Source organism: Rhizobium sp. ZK1 (genome assembly GCF_047782645.1).
Lineage (GTDB): Bacteria > Pseudomonadota > Alphaproteobacteria > Rhizobiales > Rhizobiaceae > Rhizobium.
The window spans coordinates 833,305-858,242 of record NZ_CP180586.1 but is presented as its reverse complement, the minus strand read 5'-3'; the positions used below and the strand labels follow the sequence as shown (position 1 = coordinate 858,242).

At 60.9% G+C, this 24,938-nt stretch carries 22 protein-coding genes; 14 read left to right on the top strand and 8 right to left on the bottom strand.

Going from position 1 to position 24,938, the window contains the following annotated elements; all coding sequences use genetic code 11:
- Positions 1-23 precede the first annotated feature (23 nt).
- Positions 24-929, top strand: a complete 906-nt coding sequence (locus tag ACK9YZ_RS04395) for a DMT family transporter (RefSeq protein ID WP_416065804.1) — start codon at positions 24-26, stop codon at positions 927-929.
- A gap of 64 nt (positions 930-993) precedes the next feature.
- Here ACK9YZ_RS04395 and ACK9YZ_RS04390 read toward each other — a convergent pair whose 3' ends face one another.
- Positions 994-1,614, bottom strand: coding sequence for a L,D-transpeptidase (locus ACK9YZ_RS04390; RefSeq protein WP_416065803.1), 621 nt, complete (start codon positions 1,612-1,614; stop codon positions 994-996).
- A 507-nt stretch (positions 1,615-2,121) separates the two neighbouring features.
- Positions 2,122-3,786 carry an electron transfer flavoprotein-ubiquinone oxidoreductase gene (locus ACK9YZ_RS04385; RefSeq protein ID WP_416065802.1) on the bottom strand — a complete coding sequence of 555 codons (1,665 nt, stop codon included), beginning with the start codon at positions 3,784-3,786 and terminating at the stop codon, positions 2,122-2,124.
- Positions 3,787-4,040: 254 nt separating this feature from the next.
- Here ACK9YZ_RS04385 and ACK9YZ_RS04380 point away from each other — a divergent pair, with 254 nt between their 5' ends.
- Entirely contained in the window at positions 4,041-4,829 is a 789-nt protein-coding gene (locus ACK9YZ_RS04380; protein WP_416065801.1) for an SDR family oxidoreductase, read from the top strand.
- Positions 4,830-4,841: 12 nt separating this feature from the next.
- On the opposite strand, the gene ACK9YZ_RS04375 is transcribed toward ACK9YZ_RS04380, so the two are convergent.
- Complete coding sequence (locus ACK9YZ_RS04375; RefSeq protein WP_416065800.1) at positions 4,842-5,720, bottom strand: phosphotransferase family protein; 879 nt, start codon at positions 5,718-5,720, stop codon at positions 4,842-4,844.
- A gap of 296 nt (positions 5,721-6,016) precedes the next feature.
- Here ACK9YZ_RS04375 and ACK9YZ_RS04370 point away from each other — a divergent pair, with 296 nt between their 5' ends.
- Positions 6,017-7,324, top strand: coding sequence for an efflux RND transporter periplasmic adaptor subunit (locus ACK9YZ_RS04370; RefSeq protein WP_416065799.1), 1,308 nt, complete (start codon positions 6,017-6,019; stop codon positions 7,322-7,324).
- Positions 7,321-10,437: an efflux RND transporter permease subunit gene (locus ACK9YZ_RS04365; protein ID WP_416065798.1), complete on the top strand. Its 3,117-nt coding sequence runs from the start codon at positions 7,321-7,323 to the stop codon at positions 10,435-10,437. The genes ACK9YZ_RS04370 and ACK9YZ_RS04365 overlap by 4 nt, the downstream gene beginning before the upstream one ends.
- A gap of 36 nt (positions 10,438-10,473) precedes the next feature.
- On the opposite strand, the gene blaOXA is transcribed toward ACK9YZ_RS04365, so the two are convergent.
- Positions 10,474-11,298, bottom strand: coding sequence for a class D beta-lactamase (blaOXA, locus tag ACK9YZ_RS04360; RefSeq protein ID WP_416065797.1), 825 nt, complete (start codon positions 11,296-11,298; stop codon positions 10,474-10,476).
- Positions 11,299-11,402: 104 nt separating this feature from the next.
- Between blaOXA and ACK9YZ_RS04355 the strand changes: the two genes are divergently transcribed.
- The 5 genes from ACK9YZ_RS04355 (at position 11,403) to ACK9YZ_RS04335 (ending at position 15,244) form a co-directional block, all read left to right on the top strand.
- Positions 11,403-12,293, top strand: coding sequence for a LysR substrate-binding domain-containing protein (locus ACK9YZ_RS04355; RefSeq protein WP_416065796.1), 891 nt, complete (start codon positions 11,403-11,405; stop codon positions 12,291-12,293).
- Between the two features lie 145 nt (positions 12,294-12,438).
- Complete coding sequence (locus ACK9YZ_RS04350; protein WP_416065795.1) at positions 12,439-13,734, top strand: Hsp70 family protein; 1,296 nt, start codon at positions 12,439-12,441, stop codon at positions 13,732-13,734.
- A gap of 86 nt (positions 13,735-13,820) precedes the next feature.
- Positions 13,821-14,708 (top strand): uracil-DNA glycosylase, encoded by an 888-nt coding sequence (locus tag ACK9YZ_RS04345; RefSeq protein WP_416065794.1) that lies wholly within the window; start codon positions 13,821-13,823, stop codon positions 14,706-14,708.
- A gap of 134 nt (positions 14,709-14,842) precedes the next feature.
- Positions 14,843-15,034, top strand: a complete 192-nt coding sequence (locus tag ACK9YZ_RS04340; protein ID WP_183730938.1) for a hypothetical protein — start codon at positions 14,843-14,845, stop codon at positions 15,032-15,034.
- Positions 15,035-15,097: 63 nt separating this feature from the next.
- Entirely contained in the window at positions 15,098-15,244 is a 147-nt protein-coding gene (locus tag ACK9YZ_RS04335) for a hypothetical protein (RefSeq protein WP_216757485.1), read from the top strand.
- On the opposite strand, the gene ACK9YZ_RS04330 is transcribed toward ACK9YZ_RS04335, so the two are convergent.
- Entirely contained in the window at positions 15,245-16,117 is an 873-nt protein-coding gene (locus ACK9YZ_RS04330) for a hypothetical protein (RefSeq protein WP_416065793.1), read from the bottom strand. It lies immediately after the preceding gene.
- Positions 16,118-16,375: 258 nt separating this feature from the next.
- Positions 16,376-17,314, bottom strand: coding sequence for a DMT family transporter (locus ACK9YZ_RS04325; RefSeq protein ID WP_416065792.1), 939 nt, complete (start codon positions 17,312-17,314; stop codon positions 16,376-16,378).
- Positions 17,315-17,663: 349 nt separating this feature from the next.
- On the opposite strand from ACK9YZ_RS04325, the gene ACK9YZ_RS04320 reads away from it, so the two are divergent.
- The 5 genes from ACK9YZ_RS04320 (at position 17,664) to ACK9YZ_RS04300 (ending at position 22,455) form a co-directional block, all read left to right on the top strand.
- Positions 17,664-18,770, top strand: coding sequence for a methyl-accepting chemotaxis protein (locus tag ACK9YZ_RS04320; RefSeq protein ID WP_416065791.1), 1,107 nt, complete (start codon positions 17,664-17,666; stop codon positions 18,768-18,770).
- A gap of 194 nt (positions 18,771-18,964) precedes the next feature.
- The gene (gene pepN / locus ACK9YZ_RS04315) at positions 18,965-21,613 is read left to right on the top strand and encodes an aminopeptidase N (RefSeq protein ID WP_416065790.1); all 2,649 of its coding nucleotides are present in this window, start codon (positions 18,965-18,967) and stop codon (positions 21,611-21,613) included.
- Between the two features lie 304 nt (positions 21,614-21,917).
- Positions 21,918-22,160: a type II toxin-antitoxin system ParD family antitoxin gene (locus ACK9YZ_RS04310; RefSeq protein WP_416065789.1), complete on the top strand. Its 243-nt coding sequence runs from the start codon at positions 21,918-21,920 to the stop codon at positions 22,158-22,160.
- 2 nt (positions 22,161-22,162) lie between these two features.
- Complete coding sequence (locus ACK9YZ_RS04305) at positions 22,163-22,333, top strand: hypothetical protein (RefSeq protein ID WP_416066836.1); 171 nt, start codon at positions 22,163-22,165, stop codon at positions 22,331-22,333.
- Complete coding sequence (locus ACK9YZ_RS04300) at positions 22,309-22,455, top strand: type II toxin-antitoxin system RelE/ParE family toxin (RefSeq protein ID WP_416065788.1); 147 nt, start codon at positions 22,309-22,311, stop codon at positions 22,453-22,455. The genes ACK9YZ_RS04305 and ACK9YZ_RS04300 overlap by 25 nt, the downstream gene beginning before the upstream one ends.
- Positions 22,456-22,633: 178 nt before the next feature.
- On the opposite strand, the gene ACK9YZ_RS04295 is transcribed toward ACK9YZ_RS04300, so the two are convergent.
- On the bottom strand, positions 22,634-23,821 hold the full coding sequence (locus tag ACK9YZ_RS04295) for an IS701 family transposase (protein ID WP_216755744.1): 1,188 nt from the start codon (positions 23,819-23,821) through the stop codon (positions 22,634-22,636).
- Between the two features lie 80 nt (positions 23,822-23,901).
- Positions 23,902-24,856, bottom strand: a protein-coding gene (locus ACK9YZ_RS04290) for an IS630 family transposase (protein WP_416065787.1) whose coding sequence is annotated in 2 segments (ribosomal slippage) — positions 23,902-24,519 and positions 24,521-24,856 — 954 coding nt in all. Because the reading frame shifts where the segments join, the coding sequence is not laid out codon by codon here.
- Positions 24,857-24,938: the final 82 nt, after the last annotated feature.

Genomic DNA, 24,938 nt, shown 5'->3' with positions numbered 1-24,938 from the left:
CGGATGGAAAAGAGGACAGGACGATGAGCACGATCGCATATTCAAACGAGAAATCGCCTTCACAGACACTGGGCTATGCCGCCGGCACGATCACCGTACTGATCTGGTCGACATGGTTTCTGGCAACCCGCCATAGTGCTGCAACGCCGCTGGGCTCGATCGATATCGGGCTGATCCGCTTCGGCATACCGGCGCTCGCTCTCTCGCCTGTCTGGCTGCGTACAGGCCTGCTGCCAAAGGGCCTTCCGCTGCATCTTCTGGCGGTCATGGTGGCCGGGTGCGGTGCGATCTTCTTCCTGGTGACGACGCTTGCCATTCACTCCACGCCGGCTGCCTCGTCGGGCATCCTGCTCGGCGGTTCGATGCCGCTCGCTACCGCACTGATCGGCATTCTGCTGTTTCGTGAAAGGCCGGATGCGACCCGTATCGCCGGGCTGCTGGCGATCGTCGCCGGTGTGATGATCCTGCTCGTTCGCAGCCTTGCCGATGCTTCCCTGCCCTGGACGAGCTTCGTGCTGCTGCCGGCCGGTGCCGTTCTCTGGGCAAGCTATACGCATGCCTTTCGCCGCTCGGGTCTTTCGGCCATCCAGGCCAGCGCGCTGATTGCCATCTGGTCCTTCCTGATCATGGCCGTCCTGGCGCTGGTCTTCGGCATCTCGCTGCCGCAGGCACCACTTCCGGAAATCGGCCTGCAGGTGCTGAGCCAGGGCATTCTTTCCGGCCTGGTCGCGATGGTCGCCTACGGTACGGCAGTGCGCACCCTCGGCGGAACACAGGCGGCGGCCTTTACGGCGCTGACGCCGGTGCTGGCGACACTTGGTGGTGGCCTCTTGCTCGGCGAGCAAATGGGCCTTGCCGAAATCTGCGCCGCCGTCGTCACCGGCATCGGCGTGGCGCTCTCGACCGGCATTGCCGCCAAGCACCGCTGAGCATCCGCCCAAAACAAAAGCCGCCGACGGCGATGCGCTGCGGCGGCTTCTTTGTGACTTTATATCAGGCTGTCGCCTGGATGACGACGACCCTGGCGCCGACTTCGACGCGGTTGTAGAGGTCGATGACGTCGTGGTTCATCATACGGATGCAGCCGCTCGACATGGCCAGGCCGATCGATTGCGGCTGGTTGGTGCCGTGGATGCGGAAATGCGTGTCGTTGCCGCCGCGATAAAGATACAGCGCGCGGGCACCAAGCGGATTGTTCGGGCCGCCCGGCATGCCTCCGGCGAGCCTGCGATAACGCTCCTCACGGCGTTGCATGTTTTCCGTCGGCGTCCAGCTCGGCCATTCCGCCTTGCGGCCGACATAGGCATTGCCGGCAAAGGCAAGGCCCTCGCGACCGACGCCGACGCCGTAACGCATCGCCCTGCCGTCACCGAGGATATAATAGGCGCGCCGCTCCGGCGTATCGATGATGATCGTTCCCGGCGCATAGCCGCCCTCGTAGGCGACTTCGGTGCGACGAAGCTCCGGCTTGATCTGATCGATCGGCACCTGCCTCAGCGGAAATCTCTCATCCGGAAGTGCGGCGTAGTTCGTCTGGCTGTTCAGGGTGGTCGAAGAGCAGCCGGCAACGAAAAGAGGCAGGGCGATCAGGAAGCCCCGGCGCGAGATCGTCATGAACGTGTCCTTAGTGCGTCAAGAAGATGTCGCAGGCTAAGGAGATTATGGTTAACGAAACGGTAATTTGGACGATGAATTGGTTGCCAGGGCTTAGGAAGGCCGTCTCGCCGCACTCTAATAGCAAAGTGTGCGCAACATTCCTTCGAAATTCGGCTTGGACTTGCAGCTCTCCATATTCGGTCGATGCGCTGCCTGGCGGCTTTGAGTCGGCGCCGATTGGGATGCTGGGGGAGATTGTGTCGAACATGCCGAACAGGCAATCGCAATCACCGGCACGAGCAAAAAAAGTCTCATCTCTTATCCTCCGAGAAAAGGCCGGTAGCCCCAAAGTGGGGGGCACGGGTGCCACGCTTCCTCCGTCCGTCCACCATTCGGGCGGGCCTAACAATTCCGAGACTTCACGCATGGTCAAACGGTGCTTCAGCGACCGCAAACCCTCCTGTGCGAAGGAAAGGAAAGCATGGAAACCCTGTCCAATTTACGGCGCCGAAGAACCACCCCGCGTCACATATTCGGATAGACCGGCCCCTCGCCGCCCTGCGGCGGCACCCAGTTGATGTTCTGGTTGGGGTCCTTGATGTCACAGGTCTTGCAGTGGACGCAGTTCTGGGCGTTGATGACGAATGTCTCCTCGCCATCCTTTTCCACCCATTCGTAGACCCCGGCCGGACAGTAGCGCGTCGAGGGACCGGCATAGATGCCGAGTTCCGACGACTTCTGCAGCGGCATGTCCTTGACCTGCAGATGGACCGGCTGGTCCTCTTCATGATTGGTGTTCGACAGGAAGACGGAGGACAGGCGGTCGAAGGTCAGCACGCCATCGGGCTTCGGATAGACGATCGGCTTATGCTGCGAGGCGGGTTCCAGCGAGGCGGCGTCGGTCTTGCCGTGACCAAGCGTGCCGAAGAAGGAGAAGCCGAAGAGCTGGTTGGTCCACATATCGAGACCGCCGAGCGCCACGCCCAGGGCCGTGCCGAATTTCGACCAGAGCGGCTTGACGTTGCGCACCCGCTTCAGGTCCTTGCCGATATCGCCCTTGCGCCAGTCGGTTTCGATCTCGGCTACTTCGTCATTGGCGCGGCCGGCGGCGATTGCCGCCGCGATGCGGTCGGCCGCCATCATGCCCGAGAGCACGGCATTGTGGCTGCCCTTGATGCGCGGCACGTTGACGAAGCCCGCCGAACAGCCAATCAGCGCGCCACCGGGGAAGGAGAGTTTCGGCACCGACTGATACCCGCCCTCGGTGATGGCACGCGCACCATAGGAGAGGCGCTTGCCGCCCTCGAAGGTGCCGCGGATCGCCGGATGGGTCTTGAAGCGCTGAAACTCCTCGAAGGGGTAGAGATAGGGGTTCTTGTAGTTCAGGTGGACGACGAAGCCGACGGCGACGAGATTGTCTTCCAGGTGATAGAGGAAGGAACCGCCGCCTGTGCTCATGCCGAGCGGCCAGCCGAAGGAATGCTGTACGAGGCCGCGACGGTGGTTCTCGGGCTTGACCTCCCAGAGTTCCTTGATGCCGATGCCGAATTTCTGCGGCTCGCGATCCTTCTGCAGGTCGAACTTGGCGATCAGCTGCTTGGCAAGCGAGCCGCGCACGCCCTCCCCGATCAGCACATACTTGCCCATGAGCGCCATGCCGCGCGCATAGTTCGGGCCGGGCTCGCCGTTCTTCTCGATGCCCATGTCGCCGGTCGCCACGCCGATGACGGCTCCCTCGTCATTGTAGAGCACTTCGGTCGCGGCAAAGCCCGGATAGATCTCGACGCCGAGTTCTTCGGCCTTGCCCGCCAGCCAGCGACAGACATTTCCGAGCGAGACGATGTAGTTGCCGTGATTGCTCATCAGCGGCGGCATCATGATGTTCGGCAGGCGCAGCGAACCGGCCGGGCCGAGCAGCAGGAAATGATCGTCCGTCACTTCGGTCTTGAAGGGATGACCCTCCTCTTCGCGCCAGCCGGGCAGCAGGCGGTCGATGCCGATGGGATCGACGACGGCACCCGACAGGATATGGGCGCCGACTTCAGCGCCCTTCTCGAGCACGACGACCGACAGTTCCGGATTGACCTGTTTCAGGCGGATGGCGGCCGAAAGGCCGGCCGGACCGGCGCCGACGATCACGACGTCGAATTCCATGCTCTCGCGTTCCGGCAACTCAGTCATTTCGGTCATCCATTCTCTCCGCTCGGCCGTTTGACGGCCTTTCATCCCCAATCAGCTAACTCTCTTGGCAAAACCGGAAAACATTGTCGAGCCGGGAAGCGACAGCCAATCCTCCAATTCGCACAATGATGTTTCCTCCGTACAGAAGGTTATATGACGCTTACGTTAACGTCAATTAAGGGAGTATCGTGAAAGCGCTCTTTCTCCTTTTCTTCCGCATGGCTTGCGCCCTATAGAAAGGGCAACAGGAAATGGAGGAAATCATGGATCTCGGCATCGAGGGAAAACGCGCACTGGTACTGGCTTCCTCGCGCGGTCTTGGGCTCGGCATCGCCAAGGCCCTGGCACAGGAGGGCGCGAATGTTCTTCTGTGCGGACGCAGCGGCGACGAGTTGGAAGCCAATTGCAAGGCGATCAATGCGCAAGGCAAGGGCAAGGCCGACTGGGTCTGGGCCGACCTCTCCGATGACAATTTCGTCGGCACAGTCACGGCTGCCGTGCAGGAGAAATTCGGCGGGCTCGATATCCTCGTCAACAATACAGGCGGCCCGACGCCCGGCACGACCGAGGACATGACTGCTGAAAAGCTCGAGACCTATTTCTTTTCCATGGTGGCGCGCGTCATCACGCTGACCAATGCGCTGCTGCCGGGCATGAAGGCGCAGGGCTGGGGCCGCATTCTGACAGTCGCCTCGTCGGGCGTGATCGAGCCGATCGCCAATCTGGCGCTGTCGAACACGCTGCGCCCGGCGCTTGCCGGCTGGAGCAAGACGCTGGCGTCGGAAGTGGCAAGCCACGGAGTCACTACCAACCTGCTGCTGCCCGGCAGCATCCTGACAGCGCGCCTCGACGATCTCGATGGCGCCGCCGCCAAGCGGACCGGCAAGAGCATCGAGGAGATCCGCGTCGAGAAGGAAGCGCGCATTCCGGTCGGGCGCTACGGCAAGGTCGAGGAATTCGCTGCAACGGCGGCCTTCCTCTGCAGCGAGCCGGCGAGCTACATCACCGGCTCGCTGATCCGCTGCGATGGAGGTGCTGCGCGCTCCGTCTGATCGCCGGTATCATCAGGCATGGGCCGACGCAGCGGCCCATGCCGCGACGCTGTCGATCTTCGAGCCGATATAGGCGGGATCATCGGCAAGTTCGGCGAGTTCGGACAGGCGATGGAAGCCCGTCAGGATCGCGATGCGCCGGCGGTCGAGCTGGCGGCCGGTCAGCGTCTGATAGGCCGAGACGATGCGCGCCGTCAGATCGGGCGAGATGAAGTTCGAATAGATGAACTCCTGATGCAGCGGGCCGAAGCCTGAATCGGCGAAGTCATAGACGCCGTTCAGCCTGCCCTGCCCGTGATCGAAGGCCATGTTCCAGCCGTGGCCGTCGAAGAAGCCGAAGGTGATGCCGTGGGGATCGGGCGGCAGGGACTGGAAATCCGGGATAACAGTTTCTGCATAGCTGATCAGTTCGGACGGCAGCAGCGGCAGGACCTTGTCCATGACGGTCTCCGGCGATTGCCAGGGCAGTATCGGTCCGGCGCCAAGCGCGCGCATGCGGTCGGCATCAAGGTCATGCAGTTCGGCATAGAAACGGGCGAGATCGTCGCCAAGGCGCTGACGGGCTGCTTCCGGCAGAGCCTCGTAATCCTCCGTCATGAGATGTTCGCCGCGCAGCTTGGAATGGCTCGAAAAGACCGGGGGGCCGTCGTGAATGCGCATGTCGGGGACAGCCATCGTCAAGGATGGCCTGATGACGCCGAGGAATGCCGCTTCCCTCACCAGCGCCCTTTCGGCATGCGGATTAAGGGGAAACTTGAAGATCAGCCGGTCGTCGACGTCGACGGCCACCGAATCCCAACCCTTGGTCGCCAGCTTGAACACGGAGCCCGTCAGTTCGGGAAAAGTGGTTGTGATGAGTGAGCGAAGTTCACCAGCATTCAACTCGGCCATGGCTGCCTGCCTCTGCGTTTTCCAGGGTCTATCCCACGCAAGATCTGCCATGCGGATCAAATAGTGTTTCGCCGGTACAGCCTGCGCTGGCAGGTCTCCGAGATCAACGACACTGCCTACCTGACTATATATTAGAATAGCTTGAATATTACAGACTGTTCATTACGAAAATTTAAGCCGCCATAACCGCTTAGTGATCGCCGCCGGGGTGAATATGTCTTTTTTGCGCCGCAATATAGGCGGCTCAATCACGGTAGAAAATCACGCAATTTTCCAAGACAAGACCGGTCTCGCCCATGAAGAAATTTTGGATCACCGTCAGTATTGCAGCCTTGGCCGCCGTTGGCGTCTGGCAGTTCGGGGACAGAATCCCCTATGCCTCTGATATCCCCTACCTGTCGCAGTTCATCAAGAAGCCTGAGGGCACCCGCAATGGCGGCCATCAGCAGGCACAAAGCGATCAGGCCCAGAGTGGTGGGCAGAGCGGTGGCCAGCAGGGTGGCGGACGGCGGCGCGGCGCGACAGGCCCGACCATGGTCAAGACCGTGGCGGCCGTAAAGGCGACGCTGCCGATGGATGTGACGGCGACCGGCTGGGCTGATGCCGAGGACAATACGACGATCGCCGCGCAGGAACAGGGCCTCGTCGTCAGCATCGAGGCTCAGGACGGTGCGACGGTCAAGGAAGGCGATCTAATCGCCAAGCTGGACGACCGGACGGCCAAAGCCGCCGTCGACAAGGACAATGCGATGATCGTGCGTGATGCGGCAACGCTCGCAGAATCCGAGACGGCGCTGACAAGGGCGCAGGACCTCTTCAACCAGAAGGCCGGCACCCAGCAGAGCCTCGATCAGGCGAGAGCCGCCCGCGATACCGCCGCCGCGACCGTCGAAGCCGACAAGGCCACGCTCGCCTCCGACCAGGTCATCCTCGAGCATACCGATATTCGTGCGCCCTTCGACGGCAGGCTTGGCGATATCGCTCTCAGCAAGGGTGCCTTCGTCAATGCCGGTGCGGCCATCGTCACCATCGCCAAATACGATCCGATCTATGTGAAGTTCCACCTGCAGGAGCGCTACCTGCGTGTGCTGAAGAAGGCGCTGGCCGCCGGCCCGGTCGAGGTCAGCACGGCGCCCGATTCCACCAAGGGGCAAGTGCGCAAAGGCGAGATCAGCTTCTACGACAACACGGTCGATACGGCATCGGGCACGATCCTCGCCAAGGCGAAGTTCGAGAACGCCTCCGGCGCTCTGTGGCCCGGCCAGTCGGTCAATATCGTCGTGCATTTCAACAATGACGAGCAGCAGGTGGTCGTGCCGACGGTTGCCGTCAGCCCTGGTCCCGACGGCTTCTTCGCCTTCGTTGCCAAGGATGGCAAATCGCACCTGACGCCGGTGACCGTCGCCCGCGCCAATGGCGGATTCACCGCCATTTCGTCCGGCATCGCGGAAGGCGACCATGTGGTTGTCGAAGGCCAGGGCCAACTCAACGACCAGCAGGCGGTCAGCGAACAGTTCGACGAGAAGACGCTCAATGTCGCCTCCGCCGAGGCGCCTCGGCAACAGCAGCAGGCCGAAACGATCGCGGTGGGGACTGAGCAATGATCCCGAATTTCTGTATCCAGCGCCCCGTCGCAACGACGCTGCTTGCGATCGGCGTCATTCTGGCCGGTCTTGCGGGCTACCGGCTCGTGCCGGTGGCGGCGCTGCCGCAGGTCGATTTTCCGACCATCAACGTTTCGGCGCAGTTGAGCGGCGCCTCGCCGCAGACCATGGCGACTTCGGTCGCGACACCGCTGATCAAGCAGTTCGAGACGATCCCCGGCATCAGCGAGATCAGCGCGTCGAGCTCACTCGGCAGCACCAGCATCGTGCTGCAGTTCGACCTCAACCGCGATATCGATGCGGCCGCCGCCGATGTGCAGGCGGCCATTTCGCATGCGACGCGGCAGCTGCCCGATAACATGACGACACCGCCAAGCTATCGGAAGACGAACCCGGCCGACGCGCCGGTCATGCTGCTTTCGGTGCAGAGCAACACCATGCCGCGCAGCAAGCTCGACGAGATCGCCGAAGACATCATCTCGCCGTCGCTGTCGACGCTTCCGGGTGTTGCCCAGGTCAGTGTCTTCGGTGCGCAGACCTATGCCGTGCGCGTCGAGGTCGATCCCAACAAGCTTTTGACCCGCAACATCGGCATCGACACCGTCAACAAGGCGCTTGCCGCCGCCAACAGCCAGCAGCCGGTCGGCACCCTGCAGAACAATTCGCAGGCCATGACGATCACGGCGAACACGCAGCGCACCAACGCCGAGCAGTTCCGCTCGCTCGTCATCGCCAATCCGAACGGCGCGCCGATCCATCTCGGCGATATTGCCGATGTCCAGGACAGCGTCGAGAACCAGTATACGGGCAGCTGGTATGACGGCCAGCGCGGCATCATCCTCGCCATCCAGCGCCAGCCGGATGCCAACACGGTCGACGTCGTCGACGCGATCAACGCCAAGCTGCCGCAGCTCCACGCCGAAATCCCGCCCTCGGTCAACACGGTCGTCATGAACGATGCCGCAAAGCCGATTCGCGATGCCATCGCCGACGTGAAGTTCACTCTGCTCCTGACGATCGGCCTCGTCGTTCTCGTCATCTACCTCTTCACCGGCCATGCGACCGCAACGATCATTCCGGGGCTTGCCGTTCCGCTGTCGCTGATCTCGACCTTCGGCATGATGTATGTGCTGGGCTACAGCATCGACAACATCTCGCTGCTCGGCCTCACGCTCGCGGTGGGTCTCGTCGTCGACGACGCGATCGTCATGCTCGAAAACATCCTGCGCCATGTCGAGGAAGGGATGCCGGTGCGGGAAGCGGCGATCAAGGGTGCGGGCGAAGTCAGCTACACCATCATCTCCATGTCGGTGTCGCTGATCGCAGTCTTCATCCCGATCCTGTTGATGGGCGGTGTCGTCGGCCGGGTGTTCAACGAATTCGGCATGGTTGTTGCAATCGCCATCATCGCTTCAGCGATCGTTTCGCTGACGGTGACGCCGATGCTCGGCTCGCGCCTGTCCAGCAACCACGGCCGTCCGCCACTCCTCATCCGCATCTTCGATGCCGGTTTCGAGCGGACGCTGCGCGGTTATGACAATGCGGTCGGCTGGTGCCTTCGCCATCGCCCCTTCATTCTCGGAGTCTTCCTCGCGTCCGTCGCGCTGACCGTCTATTTCTTCATGACGCTGCCGACGAGCTTCTTCCCACAGGAAGATATCGGCCGCCTGACGATCAGCACGCAGGCGCGACAGGATATTTCCTACTCGGCGATGGAGGCCCTGCAGCAGCAGGCCGCGGCCGTCGTCAAGGCGAACCCGGCCGTCAACCATGTGATGTCGACCATCGGCGGCAACCCCAACAAGCCACAGAACAACGGCTCGATGTTCGTCGAACTGAAAGACAAGGATCAGCGTGAACCGCTTGACCAGACACTGCGCGAGCTGCGCACTGCGATCAACAAGATCCCCGGCCTGCAGGCCTTCGTAACCCCGAACCAGAGCCTGCGCTTCGGCGGCCGCCAGACCGCCAGCCAGTATCAGCTGGTCATACAGGCGCTGAACGCCGACCAGACCAACCTGTGGGCCGGCAAGATCCAGCAGGCGATGCGCGCCGACCGGCTATTCACGGACGTGACCTCGGATGCGCAGAACAATGCTCTTCAGGCCAGTATCGTCATCGATACCGAGCGGGCAGCCGCCTACGGGATCGACAATGATACGCTGCGCACGACGCTGCAGGAATCCTTCAGCGGCTTTGCGGCTGCGGAAATCCAGTCGACCGGCGACAGCTACGACGTCATCGTCGAATATGACACGAGCAAGCCATGGGATGACCAGAAACTCTCTGAGATCCGCGTCGCCTCTTCCAATGGCAGCCTGGTGCCGCTGTCGAACTTCGCGCATGTCGAGCGCACGGTCGGACCCGTCACCATCAACCAGACGGGCCAGCTCGTCTCGACCACCGTGTCCTTCAACCTGCCGGAAGGCGTATCGCTCAGCGACGCGACGGCGAGGATCGAGCAGATCAACAAGGACCTCGACATGCCGGCCGACGTCTTCACGTCCTATGGCGGTACGGCAGAGATCTTCCAGCAATCGCAGGGCAATACGCCCTACCTGATCCTGGCGGCGGTGCTGACAATCTATGTCGTGCTCGGCGTGCTCTATGAGAGCTTCATCCACCCGCTGACTATCCTCTCCGGCCTGCCGGCCGCCGCCTTCGGTGCGCTGCTGGCGTTGAAGATCATGGGCTTTGATCTCTCGATCATCGCGCTCATCGGCCTGCTGATGCTGATCGGGATCGTCAAGAAGAACGCGATCATGATGATCGACGTGGCGGTGGAGACGATGCGAACGACGGGCGAGAAGGCAACGGCAGCGATCCACGAAGCCTGCGTGCGGCGCTTCCGCCCGATCATGATGACGACCTTCTGCGCCCTGCTCGGCGCCCTGCCGATCGCGCTCGGCACAGGTGCGAGCTCGGAACTTCGCCAGCCGCTCGGCATCGCCGTCGTCGGCGGCCTCATCGTCTCGCAGCTTCTGACACTGTTCATCACGCCTGTCATCTTCGTCGAGATGGACCGCTTCGGCAATTTCCTCCACCGCCTGCTCAGCCGCAGGGAGACGGAAGCGCACGTGGCAGAGGAGCCGCGGGCGATCGCCGCTGAGTAAGAAGACAGAAGGGCGCCTTCCGGCGCCCTTTTCATGTCAGCGACCCTCGACCAGCTTTGGGAAATCCGCGATCAGCGTATCCCGCGTCTCGAAGCTGATGGGATTGTCGGCATAGCGATGATTGGCGATGTAGAGCCTCGCGAAGATGAGCCGCCGGTCGCCCTTCGTCGCCCAGCCGACAAACCAGCCGAGCGGCCGTTCGTAATTGGTCTTGCCGGCTGCATTGCGCAGCCAGCCGGCGCCGGTCTTGCCTTGGATATCCCAGCCGTCAGTCGCCTGAAACCGTGGGACGATCGCCTCCGTCATCTGCCGCGCTCGCACCGAGATCGGCAGGCTGCCGGTGCGGAAGCGGCGGAGGAACCGTACCTGATCCTCGGCCGAGATCTTCAGTGACGACATCAGCCAGGCTTCGGTGAGGCCATCCGTATTGCCAGGCCCGCCCAAGACATCCTGATTGCCGTATCCGAAGCGCTTGACGTAATCGGCAAAGGCGCGCTTGCCAAGCTTGCGGGTCAGTTCCTGCGAGAACCAGACGATGGAATCCCGCTCCCATATGGTCGGATCGGTATCCTTCTGCTCACGCTTCGAACGCTTGAGCTTCGGATCGTATGGCCAGAGCGGATTGTGCTCATCGACCAAAATGCCGGAATCATAGCCCATCATGGCCAAAGGCAGTTTGAAGGTCGATTGCGGATAGAAGCCCTGATCACAATTGCCCTGACGGTAAATCGTCTCGCCGGTCTTCTCATCGATGATGACGGTGCAGCGGATCGGATCGGCGGCATCGGCCGGCGATGCACCCATGGAAATTGCTGTAATACTTATAGAAAATGCCAGAAGAAGATGTCTTTCGAAAGCCACTTTCGTTCTCCATATGGTTCGACCTCGGCTTTCTAGGCCACCCTGGAAGGCCCGATCAAACGATGATATTTCCGGTCAGGCATAAATCAGATTAGGCCATTGCCATGGTTCGACCATATTTGCCGCTGAATTCGCTGCGCGCCTTCGAGGCAGCGGCGCGGCATCTTTCCTTTACCCGGGCGGCCATCGAGCTCTGCGTCACACAGGCCGCCGTCAGCCATCAGGTGAAGCTTCTGGAACAGCGGCTCGGCGTCAGCCTGTTTCGCCGCCTGCCGCGCGGGCTGATGATCACGGAGGAAGGGCTTGCGCTTTTGCCGGCGCTGCAGGATTCCTTCGACCGCATGGCCGATATGCTGGAGCGGTTCGAGGGCGGGCATGTGCGCGAAGTGCTGAAGCTTGGCGCCGTCGGCACGCTCGCCGTCGGCTGGCTCCTGCCGCGGCTTGCCGATTTCCGCGAGCAATATCCTTTCATCGATCTCAGGCTTTCGACCAATAACAACCGCGTCGATATTGCCGCCGAGGGTCTCGACTATACGATCAAATTCGGCAACGGCGCCTGGCACGACATAGAGGCCGAAGCCCTGTTCGAAGCGCCGCTCTCGGTGCTCTCTATCCCCTCGATCGCCCGCCAGCTCTCCTCCCCCGAAGACGTCGCGCATCAGACGCTGCTGCGCTCCTACCGCGCCGACGAATGGCCGGGCTGGTTTGAGAAGGCAGGCGTCACCTCCCCGCCGATCCGCGGCATGGTCTTCGATTCCTCCGTGCTGATGATCGAGGCGGCACTGCAGGGCGCTGGCGTGGCACTGGCGCCGCCCTTGATGTTCTCCCGCCAGCTTGCGGCAGGCGAGTTGGAACAGCCCTTCCCGATCTGGATCTCCAAGGGCAGCTACTGGCTCACAAGGCTCAAATCCCGCTCCGTCACGCCCGCAATGGAGATGTTCCGCAAGTGGGTCGGCAAGATGGCAGAGGAGACGCGCGCGCAGCTCCAAAACTGATGAGAACGGGTTGCTTTCCACCCTCTCCTGTGCGATCACGCGCCTCTCACAACATGTCAGGGGCGCACCAAAAGGCGCCCTTTCGCATTTCGGGGCATCCGCCCCGGCTCATAGATTTTCGACATATTTGACAGGGAGCACGGCCATGGCACAGGCGCTCGGGCTTGACTTCGGCACGACCAATACTGTTCTGGCGCTTGCAGATGGCGGCGCCGATACTCATTCCATATCGCTGACCAGCAGCGCCGGCACGGCCGACAGCATGCGCACCGCGCTCTCCTTCATGAAGGACGCGCAGCTCGGCGCTTCGGCGCTGAAGGTGGAGGCCGGCCATGCGGCGATCCAGCAGTTCATCGACAATCCCGGCGACTGCCGCTTCCTGCAGTCGATCAAGACCTTTGCGGCAAGCGCCCTCTTCCAGGGCACGATCATCTTCGGCAAGCGGCAGAGCTTCGAAGACCTGATGGAGATCTTCATCCGCCGCCTGCGCCACTACGCCGGCGAGAACTGGCCTGCGGACGTTACCCGCATCATTGCAGGCCGTCCGGTGCATTTTGCCGGCGCCAGTCCGGATCCGGCGCTTGCCGTGCAGCGCTACAACGAGGCGCTGACACGCTTCGGCTTTCCGGAAATTCACTATGTCTACGAGCCGGTGGCGGCCGCTTTCTACTTCGCGCAGAACCTGAAGTCCGATGCGACCGTGCTCGTCGCCGACTTCGGCGGCGGCACGACGGACTATTCGCTGATCCGCTTCGAAACCAAGGCCGGCAAGCTGACGGCAACGCCGATCGGCCATTCGGGTGTCGGTGTCGCCGGCGATCATTTCGACGCGCGCATGATCGACAACATCGTTGCGCCTCAGATCGGCAAAGGGAGTCATTTCAAGAGCTTCGACAAGATCCTTGAGGTTCCCTCGAACTATTACACGAGCTTCAGCCGCTGGAACCAGCTGTCGATCTTCAAGACCACAAGGGAATTCGAGGATCTGAAGAAGCTGGTGCGCACGGCGCTGGAGCCGGAGAAGCTGGAAATCTTCATCGATCTCATCGACCATGACGAGGGCTATCCGCTCTATCAGGCAGTCTCGGCAACGAAGATGGCACTTTCCGCCGCCGAGGAAGCCCCCTTCGACTTCGCTCCGCTTGGCCGGGCCGGCCACCGAACGATCAAGCGCAGCGATTTCGAAAGCTGGATCGTCGATGACCTTGCCCGTATCGAGGGCGCACTCGACGAGGTGCTGGAGAAGACCAACATGGATGCATCCGGCATCGACAAGGTGTTCCTGACGGGCGGCACATCTTTCGTGCCGGCCGTGCGGCGCATCTTCACCGAGCGCTTCGACAGCGACAAGATCGAGAGCGGCGGCGAACTGCTCTCCATCGCTCACGGTCTGGCGTTGATCGGCGAACGCGACGACATCGACCAATGGACCGTACAATAGTGGGGGACTGTGCAATAAGCGCCGAAAGGGCGCTGGCTGCCCTGCCCGCCCTTTCATTGCCGTTTTCGCTCCGCTAAAGTCTGTCCATGATCTCCGCCAACGACCTGACACCGGCCGAACTTGCCGCACTTCTGCATTTCCATGCGGAAGCGGGCGTGGACTGGCTGCTGGAGGACGAGGCGGTCGACCGGTTCGCCGAATTCGAGGCGATGAAGGCGGCACGCCGCGCGGCAGCACCGGCGCAGCCGGAAAGACTGGCACAATCGCAAAGTGACGCGCCTTCGCGCCCGGCCGCCCCGCAGCAGCGTGCAGCAACTCCCGCCCCTGCCTCGCGCCCGCAGCCGGCTATCCCCGACGGCGAAGCGGTGCAGCAGGCGCGGTTTGCGGCCGAGAGCGCACGTTCGCTGACCGAGTTGAAGACGGCGCTGGAAGCCTTCAACGGCTGCAATCTGAAAAACAGCGCCCGCTCGACCATTTTCGCGAGCGGCGATCCGGCCAGCGGCATCATGGTGATCGGCCCGGCGCCGGGTGCCGATGACGAACGCGAGGGCACGGCCTTTGCCGGTCGGCAGGGCCAGTTGCTGGACCGGATGCTGGCCTCGATCGGCCTGAACCGGGAAGCCATTCTCCTGACGCAGATCATTCCCTGGCGTCCGCCGGGCAACCGCATGCCTTCGGCGGCCGAAACGGAGATCTGCCGTCCCTTCATCGAGCGGCAGATCGCGCTCGCCGAACCGCGTGCCATTCTGCTGCTCGGCAATTACACGGCGCGATTCTTCTTCGGCGAAAACGACACGATCCACGGGCTTCGCGGCCGCTGGAAGGAGATCGCTGTCGCAGATCAGGTCATTCCGGCCATCGCCAGCCTGCATCCGCAGGACCTGTTAACCGCGCCCGTCAATAAGCGGTTGGCCTGGAGCGATCTACTGGCCTTCCAGGCTAGACTTAAAGAGCTTTCCCTGCTTACAAATTAGCCAAGTTTGAAAATATTATGAATTTGTCCATGCAATATACGCATGGCTGCATCCTGCAAGGGTGCATTGAAGAATCAATGCTGCACTGCAATATAGAAGGCGTGTCTTGGGAGGAATGAACAGGAACCAAGGCCATGAGCAAGCGTTTTCGTCCTATACATTGCGGGTTTGAAACCCTGCGCCAAGCAAGCGATCAGGTTCGCAGCACCCAGGGTTACAGCCGTTTCGGCTTTGCCACGAACGAACAGATGATCGCCCGCGGTACCGGCATCAGCAGCCGCACCTCGCGTCCGGCAGCGATTTTCGCCGATTTCCAGGAATATTGAAGAGGGAATGATGATCCGGCAGGCGGTTGGCCTGCCTTTTCGCATTTCAAGAAGCAACGACCGATGTCAACAATTCTGATTTCACTGCTGCGCCACATCGACTCTTTCGAGCATATCCGTGCTGCCGTCTGCGCCGCGCACGAATATCGCCGCGAGCTTTGCGACGCGCCGTCCGAGGTCAAGAGCCCGGCTTGCGCCATCGCACTCTGATCAGCACTGTGTGCTTTCGAGCTGCGCCTTTGCCCATTCGAAGGCTTCGTCCACATAGGCGAACTTGATCGCCTGCCAGCCGACATATTCCCTCAGGAAATCGCGCGACAACCACAGTCGCGACTTCTTCGGTTCGTCGTACCAGCCGACACAGCCGCGCTGCGCGCCCTTGGCGAGCAGCCGCTGAAGGTGGGTGCGCGACATCATGAAATCGCCGGCAAGCGCGCGGGTTTCCACCTTACCGATCGCCAGCCTTGCCGGATCGGATCCTTCGAGATCGAGCCGGGACATGAAATGATCGATGACCATACCGCCCGCTTCCGTCCAGAGGAACAGCGCCACCTGTTCAGGCGGTTCGCGCCAGTTGATATCTTCGAGGCAATTATAGGCGACACGCGGCTGGATCCGGCGGAAAAGCAGAGGATTTTCCTGCAGGAACGCCGCCCGCTTTCCACCATCGATGAGATCAAGCGCGCCGAGATTGGCGAGCAGCCAGCCAAACATTGCCTGGTGGCTGACTTCGGCCGGCTCGAAATGCCGCGGGCGGCGGCGTTCATCGCCAGGCGTGTGGGTGATGAAGCGGTAGGTGAAGAGCTCTTCGATGAAGGCAAGCACCGTGTTGCGGCTGGCGATCTTGTGCGCGGTGATCTTGCCGGTCAGCCGGACGGCGGTGAAACCCGAGGTCACGTCCTGCGGATCATATTCGAGATGCAGCGCATAAGCCGTCTGCGTCAATAGCCAGCGTTGATGCGAGGCCAACAGGCGCGCCAGCCGCGGCCCCGCATCAAACATGCCGCGCATTTGCCCAGCCAGAAAGCGAATGCTCACTACGAAAGAGGGGTCCTGCGCCAGTTGTTCCGCCGTGAACGCCATGATGCTTTTCCTCAACCCCCGCTCGCAAGCCAGCGTTCGGAGCAGCGATACCGAAGCTCCCCCGGCATCCATGGCCTATCGAATATGCACAGCTTTGAATAAATGAAAGTAATTCACTTTCATAAACATATTTTGGCGAAAAGCGATATCCTAAGATTTCGCCATCCCATTTTCTTTTGAGGGGCGAATGTCAGAATTATTCAATCAACGCGATAAAAAATACGACCTGTGATGTACCCGGGAGCCTTCCAGGGCCGCTCAGGACTGCGGTGCGCCGGCTTTTCGTGCTTCGCGGCGTTCGAGGCCAAGCTGATGCTCGCGGTAGATGATGAAGATGCCGGCGGCGACGACGATGACGGTGCCGAAAAGCATCGTACTGCTCGGAACGTCGTCGAAGACACAATAGGCGACGATGCCGCCAAGCAGGATCGAGCTGTATTCGAAGGGGGCGATGGTGGAAACGTCCGCGTGCCGGTAGCTCTCGGTGAGCAGGATCTGCGCGACACCGCCGCAGAAACCGGCGGCAACCAGGAAGAGAGCCGATGACCAGCCGAGCAGCAGCCAGCCGAACGGCACGGTCACCAGGGAGAAGAGCGAAGCCGTGATCGAGAAATAGAGCACGATCGTCGCCGTCTTCTCCTCCTCGACGAGGCGGCGCACCTGGATCATCGCCATGCCGCCGAGCACGGCCGACAGCAGCACGCAAAGCGCGCCGACCGCCTGTTCGGCCGCCATGCCGCCTTCCCGAAACAGCGTGAGCTTCGGCCAGGAAATGATGGCAACACCGATAATGCCGAAGCAGACGGCGCTCCAGCGATAGACGCGCACCGTCTCGCCCAGGAAGACGGCTGCGAAAATGACGGCGACGAGCGGCGTCGCGTAACCGAGTGCGATCGCTTCGGGGAGCGGCAGATGCAGAAGCCCGTAGAAGCCGAGCCCCATCGAGATGATGCCGAGCGTGCCGCGCTTCAGATGGCCGACAGGATTGGCGGTATAGAAGGCGGAGCGCAGTTGATGCCGGTAGCCGAGATAGGCCATGATCGGAAAGAGCGCGAAGAAGGAGCGGCAGAAGGTCACCTGCCCCGGTGGGATATCCGACCCGGCCAGCTTGATGAATGTCTGCATGGCCAGGAAGACCACGACCGACGAGACTTTCAGCGCAATGCCTCTCATCGGGTTTCTGAGAACCGATTCCATGATCCAGGCTCTTATGCGGGCATGCCGAGCGGGGGAGACGCGTTCGACTCGAACGCAGCGGACGATCTTTTCATCGTAACCGAAGAAATGCACCGGTGGGAAAAAATCTGCGCCCACTAGGCAGCAAGTATTTACCTGCTTTTATTTGCCTATTTTCTGCGCAATTCCACTGCCTGGTGAAAAAAGTTCACTTTTTACCCACATTCCCCCGAAAATGTTCACATCTGGGCCTACTGCGTTAACCGGTTGCAAACCATGCCACCGCATCGTTCCAAGTTAATTAGTCATACAAAAGACCAGCATTCGTTCCGCAGCCAGCCGCGTCAGATTATTTTCGGGATCTTTTTTAATGAAGCCGCTCAGCGCAGAGATCATATCCCAGTCGCAGAACGCAACGCCCCGCTCGATGCGTGTCGTCACCGACGGCATCAGCACGGATCTGGAGCGTTTCAGCACCGACAACACCAGCATCGTCAAGCAGATCAAACTGCTTGCCATCAACGCGCTGATCGAGGCGGCCCGCGCCGGTGAAACCGGCAAGGGCTTTGCCGTCGTCGCCAACGAAGTGCAGCGGCTGGCGCAGATCGCCACCGAGATCACCAACAAGTTCGAGAGCAATGTGCTGGGACGCATCGGTCTCAGCCGTGCGATGGCTGATTCGCTCGTCACCGAGATGGAAGGCGTGCGGCTGACCGATCTCGCGCAGACGCTGGTCCAGCTCATCGTGCGCAACCTTTTCGAGCGCACCGCCGACGTGCGCTGGTGGGCGACGGATCCGGCGCTCTGGCAGGCATTGCAGGAGCCGGACAAGGACAGCGTCGCCTTCGCTGCCGAACGGCTCGGCACCATCAACCGCTTCTATACCGTCTATCTCGATCTCGTGATGACCGATCTCTCCGGCCGGGTGATCGCATCGGCCAATCCGACCTTCCAGCGCAAGATATCAGGTTCGTCGCTTGCCGCCGACCCCTGGTTCCGGGCCGCAGCGAACTGCGCATCCGGCGACGACTATATCGTCGACCAGGTGAAGCCGAGCCCGCTTCACGACCAGCGGCATGCACTCGTCTACGCCACCGGCATCCGCGAAGGCGGCAAGGTCGATGGCAAGCTCCTCGGCACGCTCGGCGTCTATTTCGACTGGCAGAACCAGGGTCAGGCAATCGTTGAGAAGGAAGCCAACCTGCCGCCGCAGCTTGCGGAAAAGACCACCGTCATGCTGCTAGACGGCGCAAGCCGGGTGATTGCCAGCACCAATCCGGCCATGCTCTTCACCCATTTCGCGCTTGCCAACCAGAGCGGCCAGCCGAAAGGCAGCTATTACGACAATAACGGCTCGATCGTCGCCTTTGCCCGCACGCTCGGCTACGAGGATTATGACGGGCTCGGCTGGTATGGCGTCGTCATCCAGCAGACGGAAAGCGATGCCGAGATCAAGGCGGCACTCAATCTCAAATAGCGGGCTCAAATAGCGGGCCTCCCCATTCAGCCGCACTACCACAATTCGTATGGAATAATTTGCCTGTGAACTTCGCGTTCACAGGCATTTTGCTTTAACTTTAGTTCAGACTTTAATGTAATTATGGGCGCCAAATTTAGCAGAGTGCGCCCGCCTCTGTGTTCGGCATTGTCTAATAAAGGTCTTCAGGGAACATGCGAACAGATACCGGCCAGGTCATCAATCTGGCAGATTACCGCCCAACCGATTTCGTGCTGGAGCGCGTCGACCTGACTTTCGAACTGGATCCGACAGAAACAAAGGTGGAAGCGCGGCTGATCTTCCACCGCCGCGAAGGCGCCGATCCTTCCGCCCCCCTTATTCTCGACGGCGACGAACTCACGCTTTCCAGCCTACTCTTCGACCAGAACGAACTGGCGCCGGAGCGCTACACGGTTACGCCCGAGAGCCTCACAATCCGCGACCTGCCGGAAACGGTACCTTTCGAAGTCACCGTCACCACGCTCGTCAATCCGGAAGCCAATACCCAGCTGATGGGCCTTTACCGCACCAGCGGCATCTATTGCACGCAGTGCGAGGCCGAAGGCTTCCGCCGCATCACCTATTTCCCTGACCGGCCGGATGTGCTGGCGCCCTACACGGTCAACATCATCGCCGACAAGGATGCCAACCCGCTGCTCCTGTCGAACGGCAATTTTCTTGGGGGCGCAGGTTACGGTCCGGGCAAGCATTTCGCCGCCTGGTTCGACCCGCATCCGAAGCCGAGCTATCTCTTCGCGCTGGTTGCCGGCGATCTCGGCGTCGTCGAAGACACGTTCACCACGATGTCCGGCCGCGAGGTCGTGCTGAAGATCTATGTCGAACATGGCAAGGAGCCGCGCGCAGCCTATGCGATGGACGCGCTGAAGCGTTCGATGAAGTGGGACGAGGAGGTGTTCGGGCGCGAATACGATCTCGACATCTTCATGATCGTCGCCGTCTCCGACTTCAACATGGGGGCCATGGAGAACAAGGGCCTCAACATCTTCAACGACAAATATGTGCTCGCCGATCCCGAGACGGCGACGGATGCCGACTACGCCAATATCGAGGCGATCATCGCACACGAGTATTTTCATAATTGGACCGGCAATCGCATCACCTGCCGCGACTGGTTCCAGCTCTGCCTCAAGGAAGGCCTGACGGTTTATCGCGACCACGAATTCTCGTCGGACCAGCGCTCGCGCCCGGTCAAGCGCATCGCCGAAGTGCGCCACCTGAAATCCGAGCAGTTCCCGGAAGATGGCGGCCCGCTCGCTCATCCCGTGCGCCCGACAAAATATCGCGAGATCAACAACTTTTATACGACGACGGTCTATGAGAAGGGCAGCGAAGTCACGCGCATGATCGCGACCCTGCTCGGCCGCGAGACCTTCAAGAAGGGCATGGACCTCTATTTCGATCGCCATGACGGCCAGGCCGTCACGATCGAGGATTTCGTCAAATGCTTCGAGGATGCGAGCGGCCGTGACCTTTCGCAGTTCTCGCTCTGGTACCATCAGGCGGGCACACCGCTGGTGACCGCGTCCGGCACCTATGATGCAGGCACCAAGACGTTCAGCCTGTCGCTGGAACAGATGATCCCGGCCACCCCCGGTCAGCCGACCAAGGAGCCGATGCATATCCCGCTGAGCCTCGCGCTTTTTGCCGAGGACGGTTCCAAGATCGAGCCTGTTACCGTCGAAGGCGCCGAATATGCCGGCGAGGTGCTGCACCTGACCGCCCGCACGCAGACGGCTGTCTTCCACGGCATCGGCTCGCGCCCGGTGGTTTCGATCAACCGTTCCTTCTCCGCTCCGATCAACCTGCATTTCGACCAGAGCCCGGCCGACCTCGCCCTGCTTGCCCGCTATGAGACGGATCATTTCGCCCGCTGGCAGGCGCTGACGGATCTGGCGCTACCGAACCTCTTGAAGGCCGCCCGCGACGCCCGCGAGGGCACCGCGATCATCTGCGAACAGACCTTCGTCGATACGCTGATTGCGGCGGCGGCCGATGAAGGCCTTGAGCCTGCCTTCCGCGCCCAGGCGCTGGCCTTGCCGAGCGAATCCGACATCGCGCGCGAACTCGGCAGCAATATCGACCCCGATGCCATCCATGCCGGCCGCCAGGCGGTCATGAAGCAGATCGCCGAAGCCGGCAAAGCCACGTTCGCGGCCCTCTACGACGCGATGACCACGCCCGGCGACTTCAGCCCGGATGCCAAGAGCGCCGGCCGCCGTGCGCTGCGCAACGCTGCGCTGACCTACCTTTCCTATGCCGAGGGCAGCCCTGCTCGCGCCAAGGCCGCCTTCGACGGCGCCAACAACATGACCGATCTCAGCCATGCGCTGACGATCCTCGCCCATCGCTTCCCCGACAGCGCAGAGGCCAAGGCGGCACTCGAAACCTTCCGCAGCCGTTTCCAGGACAATGCGCTCGTCGTCGACAAATGGTTTGCGATCCAGGCCGGCATTCCCGGGCCGGGCGCGCTCGATCGCGTCAAGGAGCTGACCGAAAACCCGCTCTTCAAGCGCACCAACCCGAACCGCATGCGCTCGCTGGTCGGCACGTTCGCCTTCGGCAATCCGACCGGCTTTGGCCGCGCCGACGGCGAAGGCTACCGCTTCCTCGCCGGCGAGATCCTCGATATCGACCAGCGCAACCCGCAGCTGGCCGCACGTCTGCTGACCTCGATGCGCTCGTGGCGCTCGCTGGAATCGGCCCGCGCCGATCACGCGCGTTCGGCCCTGATGGAAATCGAAAAGGCAGCCAGTCTTTCGACCGATGTCCGGGACATCGTCGAGCGCACCCTCAAGGGCTGACTTGCGCTGCAGCATCGGCCCGAAAACCGGAATCGATTTTCGGAAAGCCTGATGCGTAGGTTCAGAAAATCAGAGCGTCCCTGTGCGTCCGAACGGATGCACGGCGCTCTACGACTGCGTCTCAAAACAGCCGCGAATTTGGGCTGGTGATTATACGAGGGTGGTATCGGAGAAGAGTGGTCATCCCCACAGTTTCGTTCGGAGCTCATTTATCAACCCTGAACATGCACCGCCATTGCGTCCACTTCCAATTGTTGGCAATTCTTGCCAAACTATGCCATCCTCTCAAAACGAGGTGATTCATATGGCAACCATGAACGTTTCCCTGCCGGACCCGATGAAGGAATGGGTGGAAGCCCAGACAAGGACGGGGCGTTACAGCAACGCAAGCGACTATGTCCGTGATCTGATCCGGCGCGATCAAGAGCGGTCGGACAAGCTGGCAGAACTGCAACGGCTTCTTGCCGAAGGTTTGGAGAGTGGCGTCAGTGACCGCTCAAAGGAAGATATTCTCCGGGCTGCGCGTGAACGATTAGCAGCCGGCTAGGCATGAAATACCGCACCACGTTTGAAGCAGATCGGGATATTATCGAGATTTACGTTCTCGGCGCCGAGCAGTTCGGCGTTCCGCAGTCCGAGCGATACGTTAGTGAGTTGTTCGGCACATTCGAATTGCTTGCCGCGATAATCCGCAAATGGCGCGGGAGCGCCAGGAACTGACCCCGCCCATGCGGCTTCATCCTCATCAGGCACATCTGATTGCCTACACTATCCGGGAGGATGACATCGTGATCGTTCGCGTCCTGCACAGTCGGCAGGATTGGCAAAGTCTTTTCACCTAATACTACAGTTGCGTTTGATGCCTTGCTTTGTAGTGAGAAAGCATTGCGGATGCTTGATGCCTGCGTCGCCAGAGTGACCATGCCAAGATGAGGCGAACTCTAATCGGGGGCTGTAGCAGGAGGCGTTTGATCAGATAGCGGATCTCTGCGACGCTGGGCACGAAGGCCATGGTGTTGGTCAGGCGGCGATTGGCGGGTTTGGACTCGTTTCGTTCGGTTTGCCAGCAGCGGTGCGGCGTAGATCGGCGCCGAGTTTGGCGAGGAATGCAGCGGCTGCCATGACGAGCGTCATGTGCCGCTTCCAAGCATGCCAGGATCGCGCTTCGCAATGATCCAGGCCGAGATCGTCCTTCGCACGCTGGAAGCATTCTTCCACGGTCCAACGCAGCCCGGCAGCGCCCGCCAATTCGCTCAATTCGGTACCGGCGGGCGCAAAGACAAAGTAATAGGCGCGCGCATCGGGTTCGCGTCGGCTGCGCCGGATCAGAAGCCAGCGCTCCCATTGTGGATCCGGGCGAGAGCTGAGAGGAATACGGGCCCAATCATAAAGCCGAAGACCCTTGGCACCTTCGCCTGCTGCATGGCTCTGCCAAACCTCCGGTTTCAACTCATCAGCCATCGTTTCGGGATCGGTCTGCTCGATCCCTTGCTCACGCACAAAGCGCAGGCAATGATTGGAGCGCACTGCCAGAACATAAGGCTGGCCACGGCTTTCCAGCATCCGGCGCAGCTTGGAATCCGAACCATAAAGCGCATCCGCCAATACCCAGGCACAAGGCACGCCGGCATCCAGCGCATCGGCAATGAGCTTGGCTGCAATGGCCGGTTTGGTCGCGAAGGCTTGGGACTGGGGGACATGAGCCGAAGCACGGCGGGCTTCATCCTCGGCCCACTCCTTCGGTAGATAAAGTTGCCGATCGATCAGGGTCTGACCGTAGCGGCTTGCATAGGCAAGGAAAACACCGATCTGACAGTTCTCGATCCGGCCGGCCGTGCCGGAATATTGTCGTGCGACACCGACTGAATGGGCGCCTTTCTTCAGGAAGCCGGTCTCATCGACCACAAGAACGCCGTCCGCGTCACCGAGAGACTCTATTGCATAAGCGCGAACCGTATCGCGCAATGCGTCAGCATCCCAATGGCTGCGCCCCAGCAGCGATTGCATCCGATAAGGGCGCTCCAGTCCTGCCTGTTCCGCCATCAGCCAGCCAGTCTTGCGCTCTACTCCCGACAACAACCCATCCAGAAAGGCACCGCACGATGCGCGCAATTCTCGGCGACCAAAGACCGAGCCCAACCGCACCTTCAAGGCATCGAGCTCACGATGCCACGCCAGAACCGACCCGGACCAACCCGCAACCGACATTGAACTTCCCTCCCGCCAAATGCGGGAAGTGAATCATGATTTCCGGTAAACCGCAACTGTAGTACTAAAGCATGTCGCATCTATTCGGCCTCATATCCTGCTGCCTTGAAGAAGTTTCTGCATTCGGTGACTGAGAAAAGGCTTATGATGTCGCCGAGTGCATGAGTAATCGCATTAAAACTGCGTGCGGCTCGTTTTCGTAAGAGCGCTTTGAGTTTGGAGAACGCCATTTCGATGGGATTCAGGTCGGGCGAATAGGGCGGCAAAAACAGAACCCATGCTCCTTTCGCTTTGACCAGTTGTTGCGCGCGCTCGCTTTTGTGGAAGCCGACATTGTCGAGAATGACAACATCGCCAGGCGACAGTGTCGGCACAAGCTGTGTCTCGATCCAGGTTTCGAAGATGCGGCTGTTCATCGGAGCATCGACGATCCATGGTGCGGTCAGGCCATGGCAGCGCAATCCGGCAATGAAGGTCTGCGTCTTCCACTTCCCGAAGGGAGCATAGGCGGTAAAGCGACTGCCTTTGGCAGACCATCCGGTGCGTTTTGTCAGGCGCGTATTCGTGGAGGTCTCATCGATAAAGATGAGCCGCGACAAGGCCTTGTTGAAGAAGCGCTTTCGGCGGCTGATCCACAGATCACGCGCCTTGGCGATCTCCGGCCTGCGCTGCTCGCTTGCTTTGAGGCTTTTTTTTATTGCTTAGCCCGAGCCGGCGCAGAAACCGCCCGACCGTAGCGCGATGGACTTCAATGCCGCGCTCCGCGAGTGCAACGCACAGTTCGTCCAAAGTCGTTTCGCCATGCGCGGACATCCGCTCGCGAACCCAATCAGCATGAGCCAAAAGCTTCGCGCCACCAGGCGGGTGGCCCTGCCTAGCGGCGGCCAGAGAACCAGACGACCGATGCAGGATCATCATGTTGTTGACGAAGCGAGGCGAAACACGAAAGTGCCGGGCGGCTTCACGGTTGCTATGCCCTTCATTTACAAACGCAACGACACGCTCACGCAACTCGATTGGATGCGGCTTGCCCATGGTGCACCTCCTTCCATGGACAAGTGAATCACAAAGCGACCCAAACGGAAATCCTGAATCTGGTTGGCCGCGACACGCTTTA